Genomic DNA, 23,272 nt, shown 5'->3' with positions numbered 1-23,272 from the left:
TTAAACTTGGCGCCTGTTTCCAGTACCGGAGTATCATCTTATGCGGCTTTATCAGGGCGTTCGTAGCCTGATCCTGTCTCTTTTCCGCAAGATTCTGTTTTTATGGATCAGGACCGATGTCAGTGGCAATACTCTGGAAGCCCTCGAGCTCGATCCGGACAAACCGGTGTGCTATGTGCTGCAATACAGTTCCCTGTCGAGCCGCCTGGTGTTAGAACAGGAAGTGATTCATGCACGCCTGCCCGGCGCAACCGAAATTCTACCGGTCAAAAATGGCCCGGCGCACTCTTTCTTCTTTCTTTACAAGCGCATTGGCGGTTTGGCCCGCGGTGGCCGACAGAAGCCCGTGCCTACCAAAGAGTTCACCGGTCTTGTTCACTTCGGGTTGGAGCACCCGGATCAGGATGTCCAGATCGTCCCGGTCTCTCTGTTCTGGGGCCGGTCTCCGGACAAAGAAAAGTCACTGGTCAAACTGCTGCTGTCAGACACTTGGTCAGTCGCCGGCCGGCTACAGAAATTTCTGATTATTCTGGTACACGGCCGCAACACCTACGTGCAGTTCAACCAGCCGCTGTCACTGAAACAGGTGGTGGATGAATATCGGGACAACGAAGAAAAGGCCAAGCGCAAACTCGCCCGCATCCTGCGCACACACTTCCGGCGGGTTCGTCAGGCCGTATTAGGGCCGGACCTGTCGCATCGGCGCACGCTGGTGGAGGGCCTGGTACGCACCCAGGCCGTCAAGGAAAGCATTCGCGAAACCGCAGCCAGGGATGACATTCCTCCGGAGAAAGTTCGCGCCAAAGCCTACAAATACGCCGATGAAATCGCTGCCAGTATGTCGATTGTCACTATCCGGTTTCTGGAACTGGTGTTGGCCTGGCTATGGAATCGCATCTACAAAGGCATTGCAGTCAATAACATCCAGGTCGCCAAAGAGGTCGCCCAGGATAACGCCGTGGTCTATGTGCCCTGCCATCGGTCCCACATCGATTACCTGCTGCTGTCTTACGTACTGTACAAGAACGGCCTGATGCCGCCACACATTGCCGCCGGCATCAACCTCAACATGCCCGTTATCGGCCCGATTCTGCGCCGGGGCGGTGCCTTTTTCATGCGCCGCAGCTTTCGGGACAACCCGCTCTACGCCACGGTCTTCAACGAATACATGCATGTGATGTTCACCCGCGGCTATTCAATGGAGTACTTCGTCGAAGGCGGCCGCTCCCGCACCGGGCGCATGCTGCCGCCCCGGCCCGGCATGCTGGCGATGACCGTGCGCAGCTTCCTGCGGGATCACCGCAAACCAATCGTGTTTATACCCGTGTACATCGGTTATGAAAAAGTGATGGAGGGCCGTTCCTATCTGGGCGAGTTGCGGGGCAAGAAAAAAGAAAAAGAGAGCATTTTCGGGCTGGCCAAAACCGCCCGCAAGCTGACCAGCTCTTTTGGCCGGGTGGCGTTGAATTTCGGTGATCCTATTCCCCTGGCGAATGTTCTGGACGATGTTCACGACAGCTGGCGCAAGGAAGCATACGACGCCGAATTTCGTCCGCCCTGGCTGACGGATGCGGTCGATGAACTGGCCCAGCGGGTGGCGAACAATATCAATGCTTCGGTGGCCGTAAATCCCATCGGCATGACGGCAACGGTTTTGCTGGGGACTGAACGCATGGCCATGGACGAAGGCCAGCTGATCCGCTTGCTGGACAAATACGCTGACCTGCTTAGAGCGCTTCCTTACGCCGATACCGTTACCTTGCCAGAGGGTTCTGGCCGGGACTGGGTGGCTTATTGCGAAAACATGGGGCTGATTACCCGCCAGCCTCAGAAACTGGGCGATATCATTGCTCTGGAAGGCGCAAACGCCATCCTGATGACCTATTACCGCAACAACATCCAGCACCTGTTCGCGCTGCCGGCATTGGTTGTCAGTCTGTTCGAAAACAAGTCCAGCCTGCGTCGTGACAAAATCTTGTTCCTGACCAGCGTTGCCTATCCCTATCTGCAGTCAGAACTGTTTATCCGGTTCACCAAGGATGAGGTGGAATCGGTGATCAACCAATGGATTGATGTGCTGATTGATCAAGGCTTGTTGATTCAGCTGGATGAGGACCGCCTGGGCCGGCCGGAAGAAGGTACCGAAGCGATGCTGCGGGCACGTATCCTGTCACGCTTCATTATCCAGACCCTGGAGCGATACCACATTTCCCTGGGCATCCTGCGTAAATACGGCTCCGGAAAGCTCACGGCGGCGGAGCTCGAAGAGCAAAGCACTTTGCTGGCGGAACGCATGTCGATCCTGTTCGGACTGAATGCGCCGGAGTTCTTTGATAAGACTCTGTTCCGGAACTTCATCGCCAACATGCAGAAAACCGGCGTACTCACTACCGATGAGGACGGACGGCTTTGCTATGGCGATGGCCTGGATGAAGTGGCGGAGGATGCAAGACTGGTGTTAAGCGTGGAGAAACGTCAGGCAATTCAGCAAGTCACCATGCTGGATGCCTGAGCCTTACCGGCGCCGGCACGGACTTTCTCTGCTCAGGTCGGTAATGCTTTGATCGAATAGATGTCGTAACGACTGCTCTTGCCTTCAACCCGCGTTGTGGGTTCCGGGCCAGCCACCGCCGGCGCTTTCCGGGGCCGCTTGACCACGACCCGGTATCGCGCGCACCGAAGTGCGGCCGCTAACAGCTGCTCAGAGTCGTCATCGTCGCCCACCACCTGGCGGAATACCTGCATTTCTTTTTTGACCAACGCGGCCTTGTCCCGGTGCGGGAACATAGGGTCCAGATAGATAACGTCGGCTGCGGGCTGCTCGGCCCTCTGCAGCCAGTCAATGGAACTGCCGGTTTCCAGGTGCATGCGCGCGATCACCTCCGCGCACTCAATATTCAACGACGCTCGCGCCAGGCCGTCGGCCAGCAGAGCATGGATCACCGGGTTACGCTCGAACAAGCTAACCTGGCAGCCCAGGCCAGCGAGGACAAAGGCATCCTGGCCAAGGCCGGCGGTGGCATCAAGCACATGCAAGCTGACCTTTGTCTTCTGCAGACCAACTGCGCGGGCAACCAACTGACCCGTGCCGCCGCCATGCTCTCTGCGATAGCCCATTTTACCGGTGACAAATTCCGCCCTGACCGGGCCGGGTGCACCTTTACCGGTCAGCTGAAGTGCCAGGCCTTCATCATCCATGTACAACAAAACCGGGTAATCCCGAATCTGTTGAGGTTTGACGGTGCCCAGCCAGGACAATTCAAGCTCGTCGGCCAATTGCCTTGCCGCCTGCTGATCCCCGAGAGGGCTGCAGGCCAAAGCCACAATGGTTGCGAGGGAAAAGCTATCCAGAGAGTGACTGTCTGTTAACGAAGAGTCTGGCATCAGACCAGGATGTCGATGCCGGAGATCACGGCGCCGCCTTCGAATTCCTGCCCGGCAGCAGCGACACCAGCAAAAGTAGACAATGCCCGGGACGCTGGCAGGGGCATCTCGTCAGCCCGGAATCGCTCAAGGCGAACATCCTCGGCAGCCCGGCGCGCCTCAACCCGTCGTTCGGCCACGTCATAGCTGCCTGGCAGGTTACCAGAGGCGGTATCACGATCTTGTCGAGGGGCATTCAGACCCTGGCGAACGGCATCGGCCGCCGGAGCCTGCGGTGATGCTGCCGGCGATCGCGCAACATCGGCACGCTCACGGGCCGGACTGTTATTACCCGTCTGGATCAGGGAAGAGTTTGCCGGATTGATGCCACCGATCATAATGCACAACCACAGAAATGATTCGAATGTGTCAAAGCATTATGGAAGATCGCAGCCCGATTGAAAAGCCAGGCGGCGATGAAATTGATTAAGAAATACACGTCGCTACTCTCGCCCGGGAAGCTTTTTCCAGGCAACTTCGTCCCGAATATAGACGGGCTGGGCCATCTCCGCCGACACCGCAGCACCGTGACGGTAACCTTGCTCCGCAAGCCGGGCAACTTGAGCAGCACGGGGCACCAGGGAGTCATCGGTGCGCCAGACTCGGCTGACCACGTCTTCAGGCATGTCACCGACAAAGGCCCAACCCTGCCCCACGCCAAGCCAATCAGCCGAGGGCCCGGATTTCGGGAGGCTAACCGCGCTGGGTGGGCATACACGCTCCTCCCCGATTAACGAAGGCAAGCCCTCGCTACACTGAAAAGTGGCCCAGTAGACTTCTCCCATGCGCGCGTCAAACGCCACCGCGATAAGGTCACCTTCGGCCAACTGATGCTGTTCGATGGCGCCAAAGGCCACCGCGGCCAAAGACGACACCGGCACCACCGGCAGGCTCAAGCCCCAGGCCAGACCCTGAACCACACCGGTGGCAATCCGTAAACCGGTAAACGAGCCAGGGCCCCGGGCAAATGCCAGGGCATCAAGATCCGTTGGCGCAAGCCCCTGCTCCGCAAGCAGTTCGCGGATCATGGGCATTAACAGGCGGGTATGGCCCCTGGGAGCCAGTTCAAACCGCTCGGTAATCCGGCCATCCAGCCAGAGAGCAGCAGAGCAACCCTCAGAAGACGTGTCCAGTGCTAAAAGCTTCACAGAATCAAGCCTCCGGGGCTACTCCGGTTGTTATTACTTGAGCTGGGACAGAATCTGGTTGCGAATGCTGTCCAGCGTACCAACACCTTCCACACGCACGTATTTCGGCGCATCGCCAGGCGCTTTAGCCGCCCAGTCCTGGTAGAAATCAACCAGTGGTGCGGTTTGCTCGTGGTAGATTCTCAGACGCTTGCGCACAGTCTCTTCCTTGTCGTCTTCACGCTGTACCAGCGACTCGCCGGTTTCGTCGTCCTTGCCTTCAGTCTTGGGCGGATCGTATTTGACGTGGTAAATACGACCACTGCCTTCGTGAACACGACGACCAGACAGGCGGCTGACAATTTCCTCATCATCGACGGCAATTTCAACGACATAATCAATGGCGATGCCTTGGTTCTTCAGCGCTTCGGCCTGAGGAATGGTGCGCGGGAAACCGTCCAGAAGGTAGCCGTTCTTGCAATCCGGCTGCTGAATACGTTCTTCGATCAGGGCTATGATGATGTCGTCAGACACCAAACCACCGGATGCCATAACTTCCTTGACCTGCTTGCCCAGCTCTGACTCCGCCTTGACCGCCGCGCGCAACATGTCGCCCGTAGAAATCTGGGGCATATCAAAACGCTCGGTAATGAACTGTGCCTGGGTACCCTTACCCGCGCCTGGCGCGCCTAACATAATGATTTTCATATCGTTGTGCTCCGATTGTTTTATATTGTCATTTGAAAAGTTGCGGCAAAAATCCGTACCTTTGCGACAACCTCTCGACAGCTTGCGACCATGCCTGCCCAAAATTGAGGCAGCATTATACGAAGTCCGCCCCGGCAGAGAAAGTCGACCTCCGTATCATGGGCTGATTTACTGGAAAATAGGCATTATCCAGCACCGAAGAGCCTGCCGGGGATCTGGTCAGGATGCAAGGGAGGACGCCAGCACGTCCAGATCAGACGCGACTTGCTGGATTTCCTGCTGAACCAGATCCAGCGTCGCGGGTTCCAGACCCAGTGCCTCGGTCAGAGCCTGAATATCATCCGGATTGAACTCATCACCGATACCCTGCTTCTTGAGCATCGCATTGGCCAGCTGGACCATCAACACGTAGTCTTCGTGCTCACCGTGGTAACCGGGAGTCTGGTGCATGCCCGCCGCTTTGATCACGGGCTCTGGCAATTGCCACAGGCGATGCAGGATGCCGCCGATAGCGCCATGGCCAACCGCCAGAATATCCTGACGATCACCGTGACCGAACACTTCCTGCTCCAGCGAGTGCATGCTCGCTTCCGGATTGATCTCACGCAGCGCGTTCAGCTCCTGAAATTCCAAAGGAAACAGATGCCCGACCAACAGAAGGCCAAAGTTGTGTAGCAGCCCACAGAGATAAGCCAGGCCTTTATCACGACCCAAGCGTGCCGCCAGGTTCTGACACAGAAAGGCACAGTACAGCGAGTGCCGCCAGAAATTATCCATACCCAGCATGCCGCTCCTGGGCACATCGAAGGCTCGCACCGAGGCAATACCCATGGCAATGTGAGCGACCCGATCAAACCCCAGCACCCGGGTGACCGCCTCCTGTACCGAATTGATCTGGCCTGGGTAATTGAACAGGGCCGAGCGAGCGTAACGCATGATTTGCGCGGTCATGCTCGGATCAAATTCGATCAGTTCTGCGAGTTCTCTGGCGGTGGCTTCGCTGTTGGTGGTCAGCTTCAGAATTCGCAGTGCCAGCGCTGGCATGGGCGGCAGCCGGTATAGCTTTTGCAACTTGTCTGCTACTTCATCGAGGGTCAGTGCCCCCCGCGAACCATTGCTTTGGCCCCGGATCACCAAGTGAGCCTCACGGGCGCCGGCCAGGGCCAACCGGAATGCACGACCATTCATGCCGATCAGGCAATGGTTTGTTCCGGCTGAAAACAACACCTGCTCAGCCTTGACCACATCCTCATCCACCAATACCGACAAATCCCAGGCACCTCCCACCGGCGGCACGAATCCCGGGTCACAGTCGCCAAACAGACGAGCGGTCTGACGCGCCGTCAACGGCTGCAGTCGTCGGCCGGTAAACTGATGCACGGCGTCCAGATCCAGGGTGCTGTCAAAACGGTGCACTGCCATGACCACGCCGTTGATGTCGATAAGCAACGTAGGCTGCATAAAATTGCGCTGGGATTGACCAGAGGCAAGCACTGCCGCATCGAGATTGGCCACAGGCTCAATCTCGATCTGCTGGTAATGGATGCCCTTGAGGGTGAGAAAGTTCGCCAGTTTGTCTGACAGTGCCAAAGGGGAAAACTCCTGTATCCGGTTCCCGGGGTGTTCCGAACCCGGCGCTATTATGCACTTTAGCCCGTGTTTCGCATACCGGCAGAGATGCCCGCCATAGTCACTTTCAAAGCCCGCTCGACCATCTCAGGCACCTCGCCCTTGCCCTCGCTTTCTCGATCTCGCTTCAGCAGCTCGGCCTGCAGGTAATGTAAGGGGTCAGTGTATGGATTGCGTACCCGCATTGAATGGGCGAACACCGGCTCATCTTCCAACAATGTCTGCTGGCCTTTCAGTTCCAGCAAACGATGGATACAGCCTCTCAACCGTTCACGAAGATCAGCTCCCAACGTTTTAAGCGTGTCATCTTCCACCAGGGTTTGCTCATAATAGCTGGCAATGCGCAGATCGGCTTTGGCCAGCACCATTTCCAACATATCCACGTAGGTGCGGAAGAACGGCCATCCCCGCATCATCTCCCGCAGTTCCGGCAACCGATCATGGCGAGCCGCCTCCTCCAGCGCGACGTCGCTGCCCAGCCAACTGGGCAACATCAGGCGCATCTGGGTCCAGGCGAAAATCCAGGGTATGGCACGCAAGCTCTCCACGCCCCCGGTCGGCTTGCGCCTGGCCGGCCGGCTGCCGAGGGCCAGCTTGCCCAAGGCGGTTTCCGGCGTGACCTGGCGGAAGTACGGCACAAAATCCGGATTCTCGCGCACCACCTCGCGATAGGATTTAAGCGACCTTTCAGTCAGCCAATCCATGACCTCTCGCCAGCTGTCTTCCGGTTCAGGTGGTGGTGCCAGGGTTGCCTCGATGACGGCAGTGGTATAAAGCGTGAGACTTTGCACCGCCAACCTGGGCAAGCCGAACTTGAAGCGGATCATCTCGCCCTGTTCGGTAATCCGGAAGCTGCCATTTACCGAGCCCGGTGGCTGCGACAGGATTGCCCGGTTTGCGGGCCCGCCGCCACGACCAACGGTGCCACCACGACCGTGAAACAGCGTTAGATGAACGCCGTACCGGCTGGCTACCTGAGTGAGCTTTTCCTGAGCCTGATACTGGGCCCAGGCAGCCATCAATTGGCCGGCATCCTTGGACGAATCAGAATAGCCGATCATCACCTCCTGACGACCCTGACAGTAGTCCCGGTACCACTCAATCTCATATAGAGCTGCCATGCTGTCGGGCGCGCCCTGAAGGTCGCTCAGGGTTTCGAACAACGGCACCACCCGCATCGGGAATTGCATGCCGGCTTCGCGCAGCAGCAGGATCACACTGAGCACGTCGGACGGCTTGCTGGCCATGGAAATCACGTAGGAGCCAAGCGCCTCCGGCGTTTGCCCGGCGACCACTTCACAGGTGGCCAGCACTTCCCGGACCGACTCGGACGGTGCCCAGTTGCGCGGCACCAGGGGCCGGCGCCCACCGAGCTCTTTCAACAGAAAGGCCTGCCGCTCCTGCTCGGACCAGGACAGGTAGTCTCCCAGCTCCAGATACTCCACCATTTCGGCAACAGCCTCGGCGTGGCGCGCCGCCTCCTGCCGGATATCCAGACGAACCAGCGGCAACCCGAACGTGTGCGCTCGGCGCAGGGTGTCCAGCAGCGGGCCGTTGGCAATGTGTTCAAGGCCAGAATCAACCAGGGAGCGGTAACACAGCTCCAGCGGCCCGGTCAGGTCTTCGTTTTCAAACAGAATGTCGGTGTCATCCGCCGACTGGCCCTTCACGCCCGCCTCGGCCCAGTCACGGGTCCGGATCAGCCGGTCCCGGAGCTTGGCCAGCACCTGCCGATAGGGCTCCCGGGAGTCGCCAGTTTGCGCCTTCAGTTCATCGCTGGCCTGCCACATGGACAGTTCCGCTCGCAGCGACTGAATGTCACGCAGGTAAAGATCCGCTGCCATCCACCGACCCAGCAGAAACACCTGACGGGTGACTTCGTGGGTAACGTTAGGGTTGCCATCGCGGTCGCCGCCCATCCAGGATGCAATTCGAACCGGTGAAGCGCCCAGTGGTAACCCCTTGCCCGTGGCGTCCGACAGTGACTGATCAAGGCTGCGCAAGAATTTCGGCAACGCCTGCCACAGACTGTTCTCGATAACCGCAAACCCCCACTTGGCCTCGTCAACGGCGGTTGGTCGTTCATGGCGAATTTCATCGGTGTGCCAGGCCTCGGTGATTAACTGAGACAGGCGGTCAACGATTTCGTCACGCTCCGCCGGCATCAGGTCGTCATGGTCGAGCTGGGCCAGGCAGTCCGACATCTCATCGTATTTCAGGATCAAGGTGCGACGGGCCACTTCGGTCGGATGCGCCGTCAGCACAAATTCAACCCGGAGCTCTGCCACCCGGCGGTGCAGCTCCTCGGCCTCAACGCCACCGGCCTTGAGGCGATCAAATACGTCGCCAAAGGATTCCACCATCAGATCGGAGGGATGCCCCTGCTTGCGGCGGATGCCGTGATACTGCTCGGCCAGATTGGCCAGGTTCAGAAACTGATTAAACGCCCGGGTCACCGGCAGCAACTCGGTATCGCTCAGTTCGCCAAGCAGGTTGACCAGGCGCTGACCGGAGCCACTTTCCTGGCGGCGATCCGCTTTGGCCGCGGCCCGGATTTCTTCAATCCGCTCGTAACAGTCCTGGCCCGGGAAACGCTGGATGCTCTGGCCCAGAAGTTCTCCGAGTAAACGCACGTTTTCTCGCAGATCGGGATGCAGTTCAGACACATTGAGTTCCTTCTGAATTGACGGAGACGAAGTAAACTTACGATACTAAGGATCAGTTCAGAAAGTCTATTGGCGATTGATAACCCTCGCCACAAGGAGCCAGCATGAAAGTGACCGATTTGCCCCAACATTGGGAAGAAGAAAAAAAGGCGATGGAGCGGACTCACGAATACAATCTGCGCCTGCCTCTGGAAGACGCCGCGCGAGTAGCCGCACTGGCAGAGCTTTATCCGGACCGCAGCGAAAGTGACATCCTGAACGACATGATCGCGGCCGCCCTGGACGATCTGGTCAGTAAAGGGCCGCTGAAGGAACGACTGGCAAGCAAAACATAACAACCAAAAACCCGAATCGAAGCGCCTGGAGCACTTCGATTCGGGGTTTCTCAGTTCTGTACCTGAACCTCAGGCCACCGATTCAAGCTGGCGGGCCTTGATCCGCTTAATATGCTTCTGGCTCAGCTCGACAAAGCGCGGAGTCAGACCCCGATCTTCAAACACTTCGAAACCATCCTCATCGTAAGCCACCACTTTCTCACCCTGCACATACGGGAAGCTGGTTTCCAACTCGTCCAGAGCCGCAGAAATCAGATCTCGCATCAGATCCTGGCTGGATTTCATCGGGTACATGGCCGCTACTTGCTGCAGCAGCTCATGGTGCTGGTCAGACAACGAAAGATAAGCACCGTCACGAGTAAGCCGACCGCGACCGTGCTTGTCCCAATGCTTGACCAGATCTTTGATTTTCATGGTGCCTTCACCCCTGCATCTTATTTGACAGCGCAACGCACCGATTTAGTGCGCCAACAATTCAAAGTTTAGACGAAGAATGACCATTCGGTGACCGGGAATTGGTAACGGATTGTACTTATCGGAGCAACTTCAGGCTCCCGACCGCTACTGCTTTTCTACCCCTTTGACCTTCTGCCAAATGGCGTCCAACGCCGCCAGGGTTTCCTCATCCAGGTTTCGACCCTCACTTTCAAGAACACGTTCGATCGCCCGGAAGCGTGCGTCGAATTTGTGATTGGTTCGTTTTAGAGCCTGCTCCGGGTTCACTTTCATGAATCGTGCCAGATTCACACACACAAACATCAGATCGCCCAGCTCGTCCTCGACACAATCCCGATCACCAGTGCCAGCTTCGGCAGCCTGCCAGGCTTCCTTGAGCTCATCAATTTCTTCATGAAGCTTGTCGAACACCGGACCGATCTCAGGCCAGTCAAAGCCGTGCCGTGACGCTCGCCGCTGCAGTTTCTCGGCCCGAACCATCGCCGGCAGCGTTCGGGCAATGCCATCCAAGCGGCTGACGAACTCTTCCTGCGCTGGCTTTTGCGCGCGCTCTTCCGCCTTGATGCGCTCCCAGCTTTCCTTGATCCAGGTCTCATCGGGCCGGTTATCCGGATCGATCCGGCTAACCAGCGTACCCTCCGGGAACACATGCGGATGGCGGCGAATCAGTTTTCGCACCAGATGATCGACAATACCATCAAACTCAAAATGACCCTGTTCCCAGCCTATCTGAGCGTAGAAAATCACCTGGAACAGCAAATCACCCAGCTCATCTTTCAGATGCGGGTAATCGGCCTGGTCAATGGCATCGGCTACTTCGTAGGCTTCCTCGAGAGTGTGCGGCACAATACTGCTGAACGTCTGTTGGGTGTCCCATGGGCAGCCAGTCTCCGGCTCCCTGAGCCGGGCCATCAAAGTTTTCAGATCATCAATGGTGTAACTCATCCGCGCTTGCGCCTCACATCAATAACATTTGGCAGATTTCGGATCTGCGCCAGCAGCCGGGCCAACTGTTCCAGACTGGAGATTTCCACCGTCACCCTCATGGTCGCGGTGTTTTCGTCTTTATTGCTCAGAGTATTGAGCGACAGCACATCACTGCGGGACGACGACAAAACCTGGGTGATATCCCGTAGCAAGCCGGAACGGTCGTAAGCCTCGATCTCGATATCCACCGGATAGACCGATACCGGATCGCCACCCCAGTTAACCTCAATGATCCGGTTTGGCTCAAATTCTCGCAGACTGAGGAAGGTCAGACAGTCCTGACGGTGCACTGTTACGCCCCGCCCCACAGTGATGTAACCGCCAATCGCATCACCCGGCAAGGGTTTGCAACACTTGGCAACCTGGGTTTTGAGTTTACCGACGCCGTGAATCTGGATGTCAGATTCTGTGTCATAGCCCTTTTTGCGGGCCGCTGTCAGCTTGAGATCGAGCTGCTCGGACTTTGGCTCCAGCATCTGCTGTGCTACGTGGGCGACGTGCGTGGGCCGCAGATCACCGGCGCCAATGGCGGCGAACATGTCATCGGGCGATGGGTAGTTCACTTTTTTTGCCAGATCCGTCAGATCTACTTCATACAACGACAGCCGGCGGAAATCGTCTTCCAGAATGGCTTGTCCGTCGATGATGTTGCGGTCGCGATTCTGCTGTTTGAACCAGTGAGTCACCTTTGCCCGAGCCCGGGAGGTCTGAATATAGCCCAGACTGGGGTTCAGCCAATCACGGCTTGGCGCCGGATTATTGGAGGTCAGAACAAAAATCTGGTCGCCGGTTTTCAATGGATAGGTCAGCGGCACGATGCGACTGTTCACTCTAGCCCCGCGGCAGGCGTGGCCAATTTCCGTGTGCACCCGATAGGCAAAGTCGACCGGCGTTGCCCCCTGAGGCAAGTCAACCACGTGACCTTCCGGCGTAAAGACATACACACGATCCGACGCCACATCGGATTTTAGGTGGTCGGCCAGTCCGGACAGGTCGCCCAGCTCTTCCTGCCATTCGAGTACCTGTCGAAGCCAGTTGATCTTGGCATCGTAGCCGGTGGACTTGTTGTTCTTGTCAGTACCCTTGTACAGCCAGTGCGCGCAAACGCCCAGTTCGGCTTCCTCGTGCATGGCGTGGGTGCGAATCTGAACTTCCATCACCTTGCCTTCCGGCCCGATCACCGCGGTATGCAGCGACTGGTAGCCATTTTCTTTGGGGTTGGCGATGTAATCATCGAATTCGTTGGGGATGTGACGCCACAGGGTATGCACAATGCCCAGCGCTGCGTAGCAATCGCGGACTTCCGGCACCAGGACCCGCACTGCCCGCACGTCGTAAACCTGCGAGAAGTCGATGCCTTTGCGTCGCATTTTACGCCAGATGCTGTAGATGTGTTTGGCCCGGCCGCTAAGGTCACCCTTGATACCCGACGCCTGCAGCTCCATTTGCAGAGTATAGATAACACGCCGGATGTAGCCTTCCCGATCCATCCGTTTCTCATCCAGTAGCCTGGCAATCTTCTTGTACGCCGTGCTGTGCAAATAACGGAACGACAGATCCTCCAGCTCCCACTTGATGTGACCGATACCCAGCCGGTGGGCCAGAGGCGCGTAGATGTCGAAAACCTCTCGGGCCACCCGCATACGTTTCTGTTCCGGCGCGTCTTTTACCGCCCGGATAGCGCAGGTACGCTCGGACAGCTTGATTAACGCCACCCGGACGTCATCAATCATGGTGACCAACATCTTGCGAACGTTGTCGAGCTGGCCTTCACTCTGGCCCAACACGTTGCCCTTGAGCGGGTGGTGGACTGACGAAATCGCCGCCATCTGCTGTACGCCGTTGATCAGCCCGGCAACCTCGTCGCCAAACTCCTTGCGGATCTCTTCAAGCGACACCCGCTCTTCCCGCACCGCACGGTACAATACGGCAGCAACCAGACTGGCCTGATCCAAATGCAGCTCGGCCAACACCTGACCCATCTCCAGGCCAGTGAGAAAGCTGCTGGACCCTGGCGCCCACAAGCGATCTTCCCGAAACGCCTGCAAAGCAATGTGTGCGGCCTTCTGACAGGCCTTTCGGAGCTGATCCGGGTTATCAAGATGCGTCTGTTCCGAGATTTGACGGACAAAACGCTCGATGTCCACCTCACCATCGTCGGTGATCGAATAATCTTCCCGAACTTTTACCATAGCAGAGAGATACCCGCTGATTTTCCGGTTATTGGAGTGGCCATCCTGGCCTCCCCGAGACTGACTGGCCGCCGCTCAGTCAGTGCTTGTCACGCTCAAACAGAGCAATGGATTCAACGTGGGTGGTGTGTGGAAACATGTCCATAACACCCGCCTGTACCAAGCGATAGCCGTTCCGGACCAAGACACCAGCGTCCCTCGCCAGGGTCGCCGGATTGCAGGAAACATAGACAATTCGGCTAGCCCCGAAGGCGGTGAGGTATTTGCAGATGTCCTCAGCGCCTGACCGTGGCGGATCAATCAGAATCTTGTCGAAGCCTTCTTTGGCCCAGCTCTGCCCGGTAAAATCACCGTGCAGATCGGCGCCGTGGAACTCGACGTTGTCCAGACCGTTCAGGCGTGCGTTCTCCTGTCCACGGACAACCATGGCATCGTCACCCTCCACGCCCACCACCTGACCGCCTTTGCGAGCCATCGGCAAAGTGAAGTTGCCAAGGCCGCAAAACAGATCCAGCACCCGCTCACCGGGCTGAATATCCAGCCATTCCACGGCCCGGTGCACCATGTCGCGATTAATGCCCGCGTTCACCTGAGTAAAGTCCATGGGATGAAATCTCATGGTCAGATCGAACTCATCCATCCGGTAACTCAGCCGCTCGTCGTCGCGGCTGGCCGCTCCTGGCCAGATCCGGTGCACCGTGTCCGGCCCTTTGGGCTGCAAATAGATATGCAAGTCATGGGCCCGACCGAACTGAATCAGCTTTTCCCGATCATCCGGTATCAGGTCGTCCATGTTACGGAACACCATGGCCGCAATATCATCGCCACAGGCCACTTCAACCTGCGCGATGCGATCATAAGCTGCCATGCTGTGCAGCAGCTCGCGCAAGGGCTGTATGCGCTCACCAATGCGCGGATCCAGCACCACACAGCGGTCAATATCAGTCAAAAAACTGTTGCGCTTTTCGCGGAAGCCCACCAGTACCGACTCCCGCGCTCTGACAAACCGCACGCCCAGACGAGCCTTGCGGCGGTAGCCCAGGGTGTCCGGTGAACGCATGGGCTCAATCCACTGCTCCGGCTCGATGCCCCCGAAATGGGCAAAATGCTCCCGCAGGGTATTTTCCTTGAACCGGATCTGGGCATCGGCCGTCATGTGTTGCAGGCTGCAGCCGCCGCACAGGTCGCCAAATTCACAGGGCGGTTGCTGACGGTCCGGTGCTGCCTCCAGCACTTCAATCGTGCGCAGTTCATCAAACTTGCTGCGGGTATCCACCATCTTCGCCATTACCGTTTCGCCCGGCAAAGCGCCATCCACAAACTGGACTTTACCGTCGGCACGGGCAATGCCCCGGCCATCGTGGCCAAGGGTCTCGACTTCACAGCGCACTGGTTCTTTAGGCAGAACCTTGCGGCGACGCTTACTCATATAGACTGTTCTCTCTTGGGTTGCCGGCAGGGAGTGACCGGCTCAGGCGCCGGGAAACACACCGGTAGACAGGTATCGGTCTCCGCGATCACAAATAATGGCCACGATAACCGCATTTTCAACCTTTCGGGACAATTTGAGGGCGGCCGCGATGGAGCCCCCGGAGGAGACACCACAGAAAATGCCTTCTTCTGAGGCTAGAGCGCGCATGGTGTTTTCGGCCTCTTGCTGGCCGATATCCAGCACCTCATCTACCCTCGCGGCCTCATAGATCCTGGGCAGGTAGGCTTCAGGCCAACGCCGGATGCCAGGAATGGATGCGCCGTCTTCGGGCTGCAAGCCGATGATCTGAATGTCCGGATTACGCTCTTTCAGATAACGGGAGACGCCCATGATGGTGCCGGTGGTCCCCATCGAGCTGACAAAGTGGGTGACCTTGCCTTCGGTCTGCGACCAGATTTCCGGGCCGGTGGTGCGATAATGCGCCAGGGGATTGTCCGGATTACTGAACTGATCCAGCACCTTACCCTTGCCTTCGGCCTGCATGCGGGCAGCCAGATCTCTGGCCCCCTCCATGCCGTCTTCCCGGCTAACGGTGATGATCTCGGCACCATAGGCGCGCATCGAGGCCCGGCGTTCCTCACTCATGTTGGCGGGCATGATCAGCACCATCCGGTAGCCTTTAATGGCTGCCGCCATGGCCAGAGCTATGCCGGTATTGCCGGAGGTTGCTTCAATCAGGGTATCACCTGGCTTGATTTCACCCCGGCGTTCCGCCTCTTGTATCATACTGACCGCAGGCCGGTCCTTGACCGATCCGGCCGGATTATTGCCCTCCAGCTTGGCCAGAATGATATTGGAAGTTTGCCCCGGCAGCCGCTGCAAACGAACCAGAGGAGTATGCCCTACATAATCTTCAATCGTGGGGAAAGTCATAGCGAAACCCTGTGATACACTTTCGGTTCAGAATCATACGCGTTATAGCCGCTTTGTCCCAATACAGCTTGTCGCTATATCCATGACCCGCAGCTATAACCCATCGTTTCCGGAACCTTTACCTCGGTTATTGGGCTCCGGATCATCTATGCTCACAAGGAAGTACCTGGCTCTGGCAACATTCGGCAGACCGGGCTCAATAGATTGACAGGAACTCACTATGCGGCGCTGGGGCATTCGCAAAAAAGTCTTGGTGGTAACTCTGGTCCCCACCTTGGTGACCACCTTGTTACTCGGACTGTTCTTTACCTACAGCTGGGTCACCAATATCGAAAACCTGCTGCAGGATCGCGGCGAGTCACTCTCCCGCCAACTGGCTGCGGGTTCCGAATATGGCCTGTTCACCGCCAATCGCAGCCTGCTTGGCACCTTGTCCAACGCCTTGCTGGAGGAGCAGGACGTTCGTTCGATTACGTTCTTCTCGTCCGATGGCCGGCGGCTGTTGCATACCGGGCCCGGCGGTGCCGATGCTATTGCCGAATCGTCGCTGAAAGCCGATCAGGCGGTCCGGGTTACCCGCGGCAGCAGTACCCGCTTCGTAACGCCGGTGCACCTGCAAGACCTGATGATTGAAACCATGCTCGACCCGGATGTCCGTCAGTCTGCAGCCGGGCGCCAGGAGCCGCTGGGCTGGGCTGCCGTCGAGATGTCCCACATTCGAACAGAAAAAGAAACCTACAAAGCCCTGCTGATCTCGCTGCTGCTGGTGGTCGGCGGAGTGCTGCTGAGCATGGCGGTCGCCCTGCGCCTGAGCCGCGCCTTTACCGATCCGGTGTTCCAGCTCAACGAGGCGGTAGCAAAGCTGAAAGAGGGCAAGCTCGACACCCGTGTTTACACCGGCGCCGGTCCGGAGTTTGAACAATTGGAATCTGGTCTGAATGATATGGCTTCGGAGCTCAGCCAGGCCCAAGCCGAAATGCAGCAGAACATTGACCAGGCGACCGAAGATCTTAGAGAAACTCTGGAAACCATCGAGATTCAGAATATTGAACTCGATTTTGCACGCAAAGAGGCGCTGGAAGCCAGCCGGATCAAATCCGAGTTTCTGGCCAATATGTCCCATGAAATCCGGACGCCACTGAACGGCATCATCGGGTTCACCGAACTGCTGTTGAAAAGCCCCCTGCCCCGACAGCAGCGCGACCACCTGAACACCATCCGCAAGTCATCGGAAATCCTGCTGACCATCATCAATGACATTCTGGATTTCTCCAAGATTGAGGCCGGCAAGCTGATCCTCGACCGGATACCCTTCCAGCTGCGCGATATTGTTGAAGAAGTGATGGTCATGCTGGCGCCGGCAGCCCACGCAAAAAATCTGGACCTGGTGCAACTGGTCTACAACGACGTGCCAGATAACATTATGGGAGACCCGTTGCGGGTCAAACAGGTGATCACCAACCTGGTCAACAACGCCATCAAGTTCACCCAGACCGGTGAGGTGGTTCTCAGGGCAAGCCTCGAGGCTGAAGATACCGAAAGCAACCGGGTAACCCTGCGCCTGAGCATCACCGACTCCGGAGTCGGCTTGTCCCGGGCCCAGCAGCAATCCCTGTTCAACGCCTTCAGCCAGGCCGATGCCTCCACCGCCCGGCAATATGGCGGTACCGGTCTCGGCCTTGCCATCTCCAAGCGCCTGGTTGAAGAGATGGGCGGAAAAATCGGGCTGGAGAGCGAGCTGGGCAAAGGCTCCACCTTCTGGTTCACCCTGACCCCGGAGCTCTCTGGCGGTGCCGACAGCAATGCCCAGAAAGACGCACTTCGCGGTGAGCGCATCATCTATCTGGAGCAGCAAAAAACCACCGGTCTGGCGGTAGAGCATTTGCTTCGGGACTGGGGCATGGTTGTGCAACGCGTAGAGTCACCCGCCGCGCTGGTGGAGCAGGTAGAGGAAGCCCAGCGCAAGCAGGAAGGTTACGCGACGGCACTCATCGGCATTACCCGGCACCTGCTCAACTCCAGCCAATACTGCAACATGGTACGGTCACTGGAAGTGGAACGGGATTGCCGGACACTGCTACTGACACCTACCCTGGAAACCCACGACACCACCCTATCCGGGCTGTCGAGCGGTCACCTGACCAAACCGGTGTGTCGGGACGCCCTTTACGACGAGCTGCTGCTGCTGATTCACGGCATCCACGCCAATAGCGGAGACTTTCAGGAAGCGACGCTACCGTTGAGCAACAGCGGCCCGGTCAACGTGCCGCGGATTCTGGCAGTAGACGACAATGACGCCAATCTGAAACTGGTCATGACTCTGTTGCAGGATTTCCGGTTGGAAGCAGAAGGCGCTTCCAGCGGCTTTGAGGCACTGACCAAAGTACGCCAAAAACCCTTCGACCTGGTGTTCATGGACCTGCAAATGCCGGGTATGGATGGCGTAGAAACCACCTCACGCATACGCGGCCTGGACTCCGGGTCTCACCATACACCGATCATCGCCCTGACCGCCCATGCCCTGGCCGACGAGCAGGAACGACTGGCCCAGCAAGGTTTTGACGGCTATATGGCAAAGCCGATCAGCAGCACCCAGTTGATCGACCTGATCCGGGAATACACCAGCTATAATTGTCGGAGCTCCAAGGACAGCTTTAAGGTTTCTGAAGTCAGGGACACCCGGCGCACACTGCGGCCCTCAAACCGTCGCATGCAACAGGATTGTGTCAGTGTCGAGGAAAGTATTCAGCTGGCGGCAGGCAAAGCCGATCTGGCCGAGGAGCTGTTCAGCATGCTACTGGAACAACTGCATGCGGATTCAGAGCGGGTAGAAGCGCTCTGGGAAAACAACGAGGCAGACGCCCTGCTTGAGTGTGTGCACAAACTGCACGGAGCAACCCGGTACTGCGGTGTGCCGGAACTGCGCACGGCAGCCAACCGGCTTGAGACCGCCCTGAAATGCCAGGCACCGGACATGGAACTGCAGAAAGATCAGCTACTGGCTGCCATGGACCGGCTGCAGGCTTGGTGCGAGCAGACCGACTGGCAGCAACTGTTCAGAACACAGCAGCGCCAGCCGGAAACGACTTGAGACCCGATCAACCCCTGGCGCGGTCGAGGATCGCGCGCATATCCAAGACGGCGTCTTTCAGACCACTGAACATGGCGCGGGCAATAATGGCGTGGCCGATGTTGAGCTCGTTTATACCGGGGATGGCTGCCACCCGCTCAGTGTTGTGATAATGCAAACCGTGCCCCGCGTTCACAATCAGACCCTTCTTGCGGGCATAGGCTACCGCATCGGCCAGAACCTTGAAGGATGCTTCAACGGATTCCGGATTCCGAGCCTCGGCATATTCGCCGGTATGCAGCTCGATCACGGGCGCACCACAACGCACTGCAGCATCAATCTGGACCGGGTCGGGATCAATGAACAACGACACTTCCGCGCCGATCTTCGCCAATCGCTCGCAGGCTTTCGCCACACGCTCTTCCTGACCGTCTACGTCAAGACCGCCTTCGGTGGTCAGCTCCTCACGCTTTTCCGGCACCAGGCACACGCACTCAGGACGAACCTGTTCGGCAAACGCCAGCATCGCGTCCGTCACCGCCATTTCCAGATTCATCTTGGTTTGCAAGACTTCCTTCAGCAGCAGAACATCACGATCCTGAATGTGCCGACGGTCCTCCCGGGGATGAATGGTAATGCCATCTGCACCGGCCTCCTCGGCAACCAGGGCCGCCTGGACCGGATCCGGGTAACGGGTACCGCGGGCCTGACGCAAGGTGGCAACGTGGTCAATATTCACACCAAGCAACACTCTGGGGTTCATGGGGTTCTCCCTGATGATGAAACGGAATGACTGAACAGATTGCGACTGTGCAGCGGTTTGCCCTGCAGTAAAAAATCTACCAAAACCCGCATCACCCGCTTGGCGGTTTTGCGGGGTGCCTCGCTGGTGAGATCACCGGCTGCCAGGGCCAGCAGAGCCTCACCCTGAAGTTGCCCAACCCGGATACCTGGCGCCAGTATCGAAACAATGCCCTGCGCGGGATCGTAACCATAGCGGGCACCGGCCTGCACCGACAATCCGGTGTCTGTCGCCTGGTCCCAGGCAAAGTCATAGCCCAGCGCCGCTGAAAAACCGATTTCAAAGCGCCGCAACACCGGCTCTACGTCGCCGTCTGAAGCCAGCGCCGTGAGAGCCTGAAGGCTTTCTATGTAGTCGGCAAACAAGGTTTGGTAAGGGTCTGCGGTAGGAAGAATCCGCTGTAGTAACTCGTTAAGGTACAGGCCGCTGTATAGCGCTCTGGTTTTGCTGAGTAACGGAGCCGAGCGCACTTCCAGCTGCATCAGGGTTTTCAGGTCGCTTTTACCAACCCAGTCCACCAACAGGGGTTGAAAGGGCTGCAACTGGGCCTTTAGGGGACTTTTGGCACTGTTAGCGCCCCGGGCGACCAGGCTCATGCGGCCATGATTGAGGGTGAACAGGTCCACCAGCAAGGCAGTTTCCCGCCAGGGGCGACGGTGGATCACATAAGCGGGCTCTTGCTGCACCGCGCCCTTCATGGCTGCCTCAGAAATCGCTCATACCCAGACTTTTCAGAGCGCGGTCACTGTCAGCCCAGCCACGCTTGACCTTCACCCACAGCCGCAACATGACTTTGGTGCCGAACATACGCTCCATATCCATCCGGGCTTCCTGGCCAATACGGCGCATACGCTCACCCTTGTCTCCAATGATGATCTTCTTCTGACCTTCCCGCTCCACCAGAATCAGCGCGGAAATATGCAGAGTCTTGCCCTCATGCTTGAATTCTTCGATCTCAACCGCCACCGAATAGGGCAGCTCCGCACCCAACTGGCGAGTGATCTTTTCGCGCACCATTTCCGAGGCCATGAATCGCTCGCTGCGATCGGTAATCTGGTCATCCGGATAGAAATGGATGCTCTGTGGCAGATATCGGCCAACGGCTGCTTGCAAGGGCTCCAGATTGGTTTCCTTCAATGCGGACAACGGAATAATGTCGGAAAAATCACGTTTTCGGGCCAAGGCCTCAAGATGCGGTAACAGCCGGTCCCGATTCTCGATCTTGTCGACCTTGTTGACCGCCAGAATTACCGGGCATTCCAGGCGCTTGAGTTTTTCAAGCACCAGATCATCGGCTGTAGTCCAGGCCAGCTGGTCCACCACGAACACCACCACGTCGACACCAATCAGTGCGGATGAGGCTGCCTTGTTCATGTAACGATTGATCGCCCGGGGTTCATCTTCGTGCATCCCCGGAGTGTCGACGTAGATGGCCTGAACCGGACCCTCCGTCTTGATCCCGAGTACCTGGTGTCGGGTGGTCTGCGGTTTACGGGATGTAATGCTCAGCTTCTGACCCAGGATGTGATTCAGCAACGTGGATTTGCCCACGTTCGGCCGGCCGACAATGGCCACAAAACCGCAACGGCTATTCGGGTCGTCAGGGCGGGTAATATCATTCATCAGTCGTTCTCCACGCCCAATTGTTTAAGGGCACTGCGGGCAGCCTGCTGTTCAGCAATGCGACGGCTGCTACCGGTACCGTTGGTTTTTCGATCCAGTGATGGCAAGGCGCATGACACGTGGAAAGTCTGGTTATGAGCCTCGCCATCCACCGACATCACTTCATAATGTGGCAGCGGAAACTGCCGCGACTGCAGATATTCCTGCAGTCGGGTTTTCGGGTCTTTCTGAGTGTCCTGGAGGTCGAGACTGGCCAGCCGGTGCTCAAACCAGCGCAGCACCTGAGCGCGGCAAGTATGAAAGTCGCTGTCCAGATAGATGGCGCCGATAATCGATTCTATCCCATCGGCCAGAATCGACTCCCGCCGGAAGCCACCGCTTTTCAACTCGCCAGAACCCAGCCGGAGATATTGCCCAAGCTCGAACTCCCGGCCAATCTCTGCCAGGGTAACACCCTTGACCATGCGCGCCCTGAGGCGACTCAAATGACCTTCCCGGGCCTTCTCGAAATGCAGGTACAGGTGTTCCGCAATCACCATATTGACAATCGAATCGCCAAGAAATTCCAGGCGCTCGTTGTTCTGGTTACCGTAACTTCTGTGGGTAAGAGCCAGCAACAAACGCTCGGGCTCCCTGAAGGTATAACCGATACGGCGTTGAAGCTGATCCAGGTCTGGTTGTGAACTCACTGTCCCTTTAACTCATACTCGTGCTGGAAGTGGACAATAGTGTCCACATTTCCAAATAGATTGTTACGAACTTCGTAGTCCACCTTGATGACCACGAACTCGCCATTTTTCTCAATACTGATCTGCTTGGCATCAAACCCGCTGAGATTATTAACGCTCAACCGTCGATTGATCAGGTTACGCACTTCAGCCGGCCCCATCCGGGATAAACCGTCGGTACCGTCAAGGCCTTCGAGGGCCTCCTGGATTGTGAAATCGTCCAGATAAGCTGGGCCAATCTTCAGGCCCAAAGCCAGCAGGCTGCCAAAAAACAACGCCACGATCAACATGGTCAGGCCACTGCCACTCTGCGGCTGCAAGCCTATGGGATGTTTCATTTGCTTCATTCGTTTACTCCGGCACGGCGGGATTAATCAATACTGCCCACTCGATCAAAAGATGGCAGACTTGTCAGCGATTGCCAGTGCATCCAAATGGCAAACGCCTTGCCGACCACTAGGTCGTCAGGCACCGTGCCCCAGAATCGACTATCGTTGCTGTTGTCACGATTGTCACCCATCGTAAAGTAATGCCCGTCTGGCACCACCCATTCGCCCTCTCCGGAACCGCCGACGCGCCCCATCGTCAGGTAGACATCATGTTCTACACCACCGACGTCCTCACGCCAACGCTCCATCGGGGGCAAACGGGCAACAAACTCACGGGCGACCGGCTGATCATTGATAAACAGCTGCTTGTTGCGATAGCGAACCCGGTCACCCGGCAGACCGATGACCCGCTTGATGTAGTTTGTCTTGCCATCTTCCGGATAGCGAAACACCATAACATCGCCCCGCTCGGGATCACCGACACTCAGAATCTTGGTGCCCGCCACCGGCAGCCGCAGTCCATAGGCGTACTTGTTTACCAGAATAAAGTCCCCGACCTCCAGGGTCGGCAACATTGAGCCAGACGGGATCTGAAACGGCTCGATCAAAAATGAGCGCAGCACCAACACGATCGCCAGCACCGGAAAGAACGAGCGGCTAAGGTCTACCAGCCAGGGCTCGTTGCTCTCCGCGTCATCCTCAGCCACAGCGGTACGTTCAGGGCCTGCGTTCAGTTCCCGTTTTTTCCTGAAAAACAGTATGTCCGCCAGCCAGATTATTCCGGTCGCGAAGGTCAGAACCACCAGTACCAGCGGAAAATCGATGTCCATCC

The 23,272-nt window shown here is 57.4% G+C and carries 20 protein-coding genes; 3 read left to right on the top strand and 17 right to left on the bottom strand.

Annotation, left to right across the window (positions count from 1 at the left end):
• Nucleotides 1-40: 40 nt before the first annotated feature.
• Nucleotides 41-2,512: a glycerol-3-phosphate 1-O-acyltransferase PlsB gene (gene plsB, locus C7H08_RS13430; RefSeq protein WP_106672752.1), complete on the top strand. Its 2,472-nt coding sequence runs from the start codon at nt 41-43 to the stop codon at nt 2,510-2,512.
• Between the two features lie 32 nt (nt 2,513-2,544).
• Here plsB and C7H08_RS13425 read toward each other — a convergent pair whose 3' ends face one another.
• The 6 genes from C7H08_RS13425 to ppc form a co-directional block, all read right to left on the bottom strand.
• A complete protein-coding gene (locus C7H08_RS13425) occupies nt 2,545-3,384 on the bottom strand; it encodes a class I SAM-dependent methyltransferase (RefSeq protein ID WP_106672751.1) in 840 nt (279 codons plus the stop codon).
• Nucleotides 3,384-3,761, bottom strand: coding sequence for a UDP pyrophosphate phosphatase (locus C7H08_RS13420; RefSeq protein ID WP_106672750.1), 378 nt, complete (start codon nt 3,759-3,761; stop codon nt 3,384-3,386). The genes C7H08_RS13425 and C7H08_RS13420 overlap by 1 nt, the downstream gene beginning before the upstream one ends.
• A 105-nt stretch (nt 3,762-3,866) precedes the next feature.
• Nucleotides 3,867-4,571, bottom strand: coding sequence for a tRNA (adenosine(37)-N6)-threonylcarbamoyltransferase complex dimerization subunit type 1 TsaB (gene tsaB, locus C7H08_RS13415; RefSeq protein ID WP_106672749.1), 705 nt, complete (start codon nt 4,569-4,571; stop codon nt 3,867-3,869).
• Nucleotides 4,572-4,604: 33 nt separating this feature from the next.
• Complete coding sequence (gene adk / locus C7H08_RS13410) at nt 4,605-5,258, bottom strand: adenylate kinase (protein ID WP_106672748.1); 654 nt, start codon at nt 5,256-5,258, stop codon at nt 4,605-4,607.
• Between the two features lie 219 nt (nt 5,259-5,477).
• The gene (locus C7H08_RS13405) at nt 5,478-6,848 is read right to left on the bottom strand and encodes an HDOD domain-containing protein (RefSeq protein ID WP_106672747.1); all 1,371 of its coding nucleotides are present in this window, start codon (nt 6,846-6,848) and stop codon (nt 5,478-5,480) included.
• Between the two features lie 59 nt (nt 6,849-6,907).
• Entirely contained in the window at nt 6,908-9,553 is a 2,646-nt protein-coding gene (gene ppc, locus C7H08_RS13400; protein WP_106672746.1) for a phosphoenolpyruvate carboxylase, read from the bottom strand.
• A 104-nt stretch (nt 9,554-9,657) separates the two neighbouring features.
• Between ppc and C7H08_RS13395 the strand changes: the two genes are divergently transcribed.
• Nucleotides 9,658-9,888: a hypothetical protein gene (locus C7H08_RS13395; protein ID WP_106672745.1), complete on the top strand. Its 231-nt coding sequence runs from the start codon at nt 9,658-9,660 to the stop codon at nt 9,886-9,888.
• Nucleotides 9,889-9,957: 69 nt separating this feature from the next.
• Here the strand turns inward: C7H08_RS13395 and C7H08_RS13390 are convergent, their stop codons facing one another.
• From C7H08_RS13390 to cysM, 5 genes are all read right to left on the bottom strand, one after another.
• On the bottom strand, nt 9,958-10,302 hold the full coding sequence (locus tag C7H08_RS13390) for a pilin assembly protein (RefSeq protein WP_106672744.1): 345 nt from the start codon (nt 10,300-10,302) through the stop codon (nt 9,958-9,960).
• A 147-nt stretch (nt 10,303-10,449) separates the two neighbouring features.
• Nucleotides 10,450-11,289 carry a nucleoside triphosphate pyrophosphohydrolase gene (gene mazG / locus C7H08_RS13385; RefSeq protein WP_106672743.1) on the bottom strand — a complete coding sequence of 280 codons (840 nt, stop codon included), beginning with the start codon at nt 11,287-11,289 and terminating at the stop codon, nt 10,450-10,452.
• Nucleotides 11,286-13,523 carry a GTP diphosphokinase gene (relA, locus tag C7H08_RS13380; protein ID WP_106672742.1) on the bottom strand — a complete coding sequence of 746 codons (2,238 nt, stop codon included), beginning with the start codon at nt 13,521-13,523 and terminating at the stop codon, nt 11,286-11,288. The genes mazG and relA overlap by 4 nt, the downstream gene beginning before the upstream one ends.
• Before the next feature lie 79 nt (nt 13,524-13,602).
• Entirely contained in the window at nt 13,603-14,952 is a 1,350-nt protein-coding gene (rlmD, locus tag C7H08_RS13375; RefSeq protein WP_106672741.1) for a 23S rRNA (uracil(1939)-C(5))-methyltransferase RlmD, read from the bottom strand.
• Nucleotides 14,953-14,994: 42 nt separating this feature from the next.
• Nucleotides 14,995-15,888, bottom strand: a complete 894-nt coding sequence (gene cysM, locus C7H08_RS13370) for a cysteine synthase CysM (RefSeq protein WP_106672740.1) — start codon at nt 15,886-15,888, stop codon at nt 14,995-14,997.
• 220 nt (nt 15,889-16,108) lie between these two features.
• Between cysM and C7H08_RS13365 the strand changes: the two genes are divergently transcribed.
• Nucleotides 16,109-18,979, top strand: coding sequence for an ATP-binding protein (locus C7H08_RS13365; protein WP_106672739.1), 2,871 nt, complete (start codon nt 16,109-16,111; stop codon nt 18,977-18,979).
• Nucleotides 18,980-18,986: 7 nt separating this feature from the next.
• Here the strand turns inward: C7H08_RS13365 and pdxJ are convergent, their stop codons facing one another.
• The 6 genes from pdxJ to lepB are packed head-to-tail and all read right to left on the bottom strand — an operon-like array spanning nt 18,987 to nt 23,270.
• Nucleotides 18,987-19,721 carry a pyridoxine 5'-phosphate synthase gene (gene pdxJ, locus C7H08_RS13360; protein WP_106672738.1) on the bottom strand — a complete coding sequence of 245 codons (735 nt, stop codon included), beginning with the start codon at nt 19,719-19,721 and terminating at the stop codon, nt 18,987-18,989.
• Nucleotides 19,718-20,458 carry a DNA repair protein RecO gene (recO, locus tag C7H08_RS13355; RefSeq protein ID WP_106672737.1) on the bottom strand — a complete coding sequence of 247 codons (741 nt, stop codon included), beginning with the start codon at nt 20,456-20,458 and terminating at the stop codon, nt 19,718-19,720. The genes pdxJ and recO overlap by 4 nt, the downstream gene beginning before the upstream one ends.
• A gap of 7 nt (nt 20,459-20,465) precedes the next feature.
• Nucleotides 20,466-21,383 carry a GTPase Era gene (era, locus tag C7H08_RS13350; protein WP_106672736.1) on the bottom strand — a complete coding sequence of 306 codons (918 nt, stop codon included), beginning with the start codon at nt 21,381-21,383 and terminating at the stop codon, nt 20,466-20,468.
• Nucleotides 21,383-22,072 carry a ribonuclease III gene (gene rnc, locus C7H08_RS13345; protein ID WP_106672735.1) on the bottom strand — a complete coding sequence of 230 codons (690 nt, stop codon included), beginning with the start codon at nt 22,070-22,072 and terminating at the stop codon, nt 21,383-21,385. Before rnc ends, era begins: the two co-directional genes overlap by 1 nt.
• Nucleotides 22,069-22,458, bottom strand: a complete 390-nt coding sequence (locus C7H08_RS13340; protein ID WP_227663406.1) for a DUF4845 domain-containing protein — start codon at nt 22,456-22,458, stop codon at nt 22,069-22,071. The genes rnc and C7H08_RS13340 overlap by 4 nt, the downstream gene beginning before the upstream one ends.
• Nucleotides 22,459-22,481: 23 nt before the next feature.
• Nucleotides 22,482-23,270 carry a signal peptidase I gene (gene lepB / locus C7H08_RS13335; RefSeq protein ID WP_106672734.1) on the bottom strand — a complete coding sequence of 263 codons (789 nt, stop codon included), beginning with the start codon at nt 23,268-23,270 and terminating at the stop codon, nt 22,482-22,484.
• Between the last annotated feature and the right edge of the window lie 2 nt (nt 23,271-23,272).

It is taken from the genome of Marinobacter halophilus (assembly GCF_003007685.1).
Lineage (GTDB): Bacteria > Pseudomonadota > Gammaproteobacteria > Pseudomonadales > Oleiphilaceae > Marinobacter > Marinobacter halophilus.
This window is presented reverse-complemented; position numbering and strand designations above follow the sequence as displayed.

Bases quoted from the DNA above. Each gene is read 5' to 3' on its own strand.
- plsB (WP_106672752.1), top strand. From the start codon at position 41: ATGCGGCTTTATCAGGGCGTTCGTAGCCTGATCCTGTCTCTTTTCCGC.
- C7H08_RS13425 (WP_106672751.1), bottom strand. From the start codon at position 3,384: ATGCCAGACTCTTCGTTAACAGACAGTCACTCTCTGGATAGCTTTTCC.
- C7H08_RS13420 (WP_106672750.1), bottom strand. From the start codon at position 3,761: ATGATCGGTGGCATCAATCCGGCAAACTCTTCCCTGATCCAGACGGGT.
- adk (WP_106672748.1), bottom strand. From the start codon at position 5,258: ATGAAAATCATTATGTTAGGCGCGCCAGGCGCGGGTAAGGGTACCCAG.
- C7H08_RS13395 (WP_106672745.1), top strand. From the start codon at position 9,658: ATGAAAGTGACCGATTTGCCCCAACATTGGGAAGAAGAAAAAAAGGCG.
- C7H08_RS13390 (WP_106672744.1), bottom strand. From the start codon at position 10,302: ATGAAAATCAAAGATCTGGTCAAGCATTGGGACAAGCACGGTCGCGGT.
- mazG (WP_106672743.1), bottom strand. From the start codon at position 11,289: ATGAGTTACACCATTGATGATCTGAAAACTTTGATGGCCCGGCTCAGG.
- relA (WP_106672742.1), bottom strand. From the start codon at position 13,523: ATGGTAAAAGTTCGGGAAGATTATTCGATCACCGACGATGGTGAGGTG.
- rlmD (WP_106672741.1), bottom strand. From the start codon at position 14,952: ATGAGTAAGCGTCGCCGCAAGGTTCTGCCTAAAGAACCAGTGCGCTGT.
- cysM (WP_106672740.1), bottom strand. From the start codon at position 15,888: ATGACTTTCCCCACGATTGAAGATTATGTAGGGCATACTCCTCTGGTT.
- C7H08_RS13365 (WP_106672739.1), top strand. From the start codon at position 16,109: ATGCGGCGCTGGGGCATTCGCAAAAAAGTCTTGGTGGTAACTCTGGTC.
- pdxJ (WP_106672738.1), bottom strand. From the start codon at position 19,721: ATGAACCCCAGAGTGTTGCTTGGTGTGAATATTGACCACGTTGCCACC.
- recO (WP_106672737.1), bottom strand. From the start codon at position 20,458: ATGAAGGGCGCGGTGCAGCAAGAGCCCGCTTATGTGATCCACCGTCGC.
- era (WP_106672736.1), bottom strand. From the start codon at position 21,383: ATGAATGATATTACCCGCCCTGACGACCCGAATAGCCGTTGCGGTTTT.
- C7H08_RS13340 (WP_227663406.1), bottom strand. From the start codon at position 22,458: ATGAAGCAAATGAAACATCCCATAGGCTTGCAGCCGCAGAGTGGCAGT.
- lepB (WP_106672734.1), bottom strand. From the start codon at position 23,270: ATGGACATCGATTTTCCGCTGGTACTGGTGGTTCTGACCTTCGCGACC.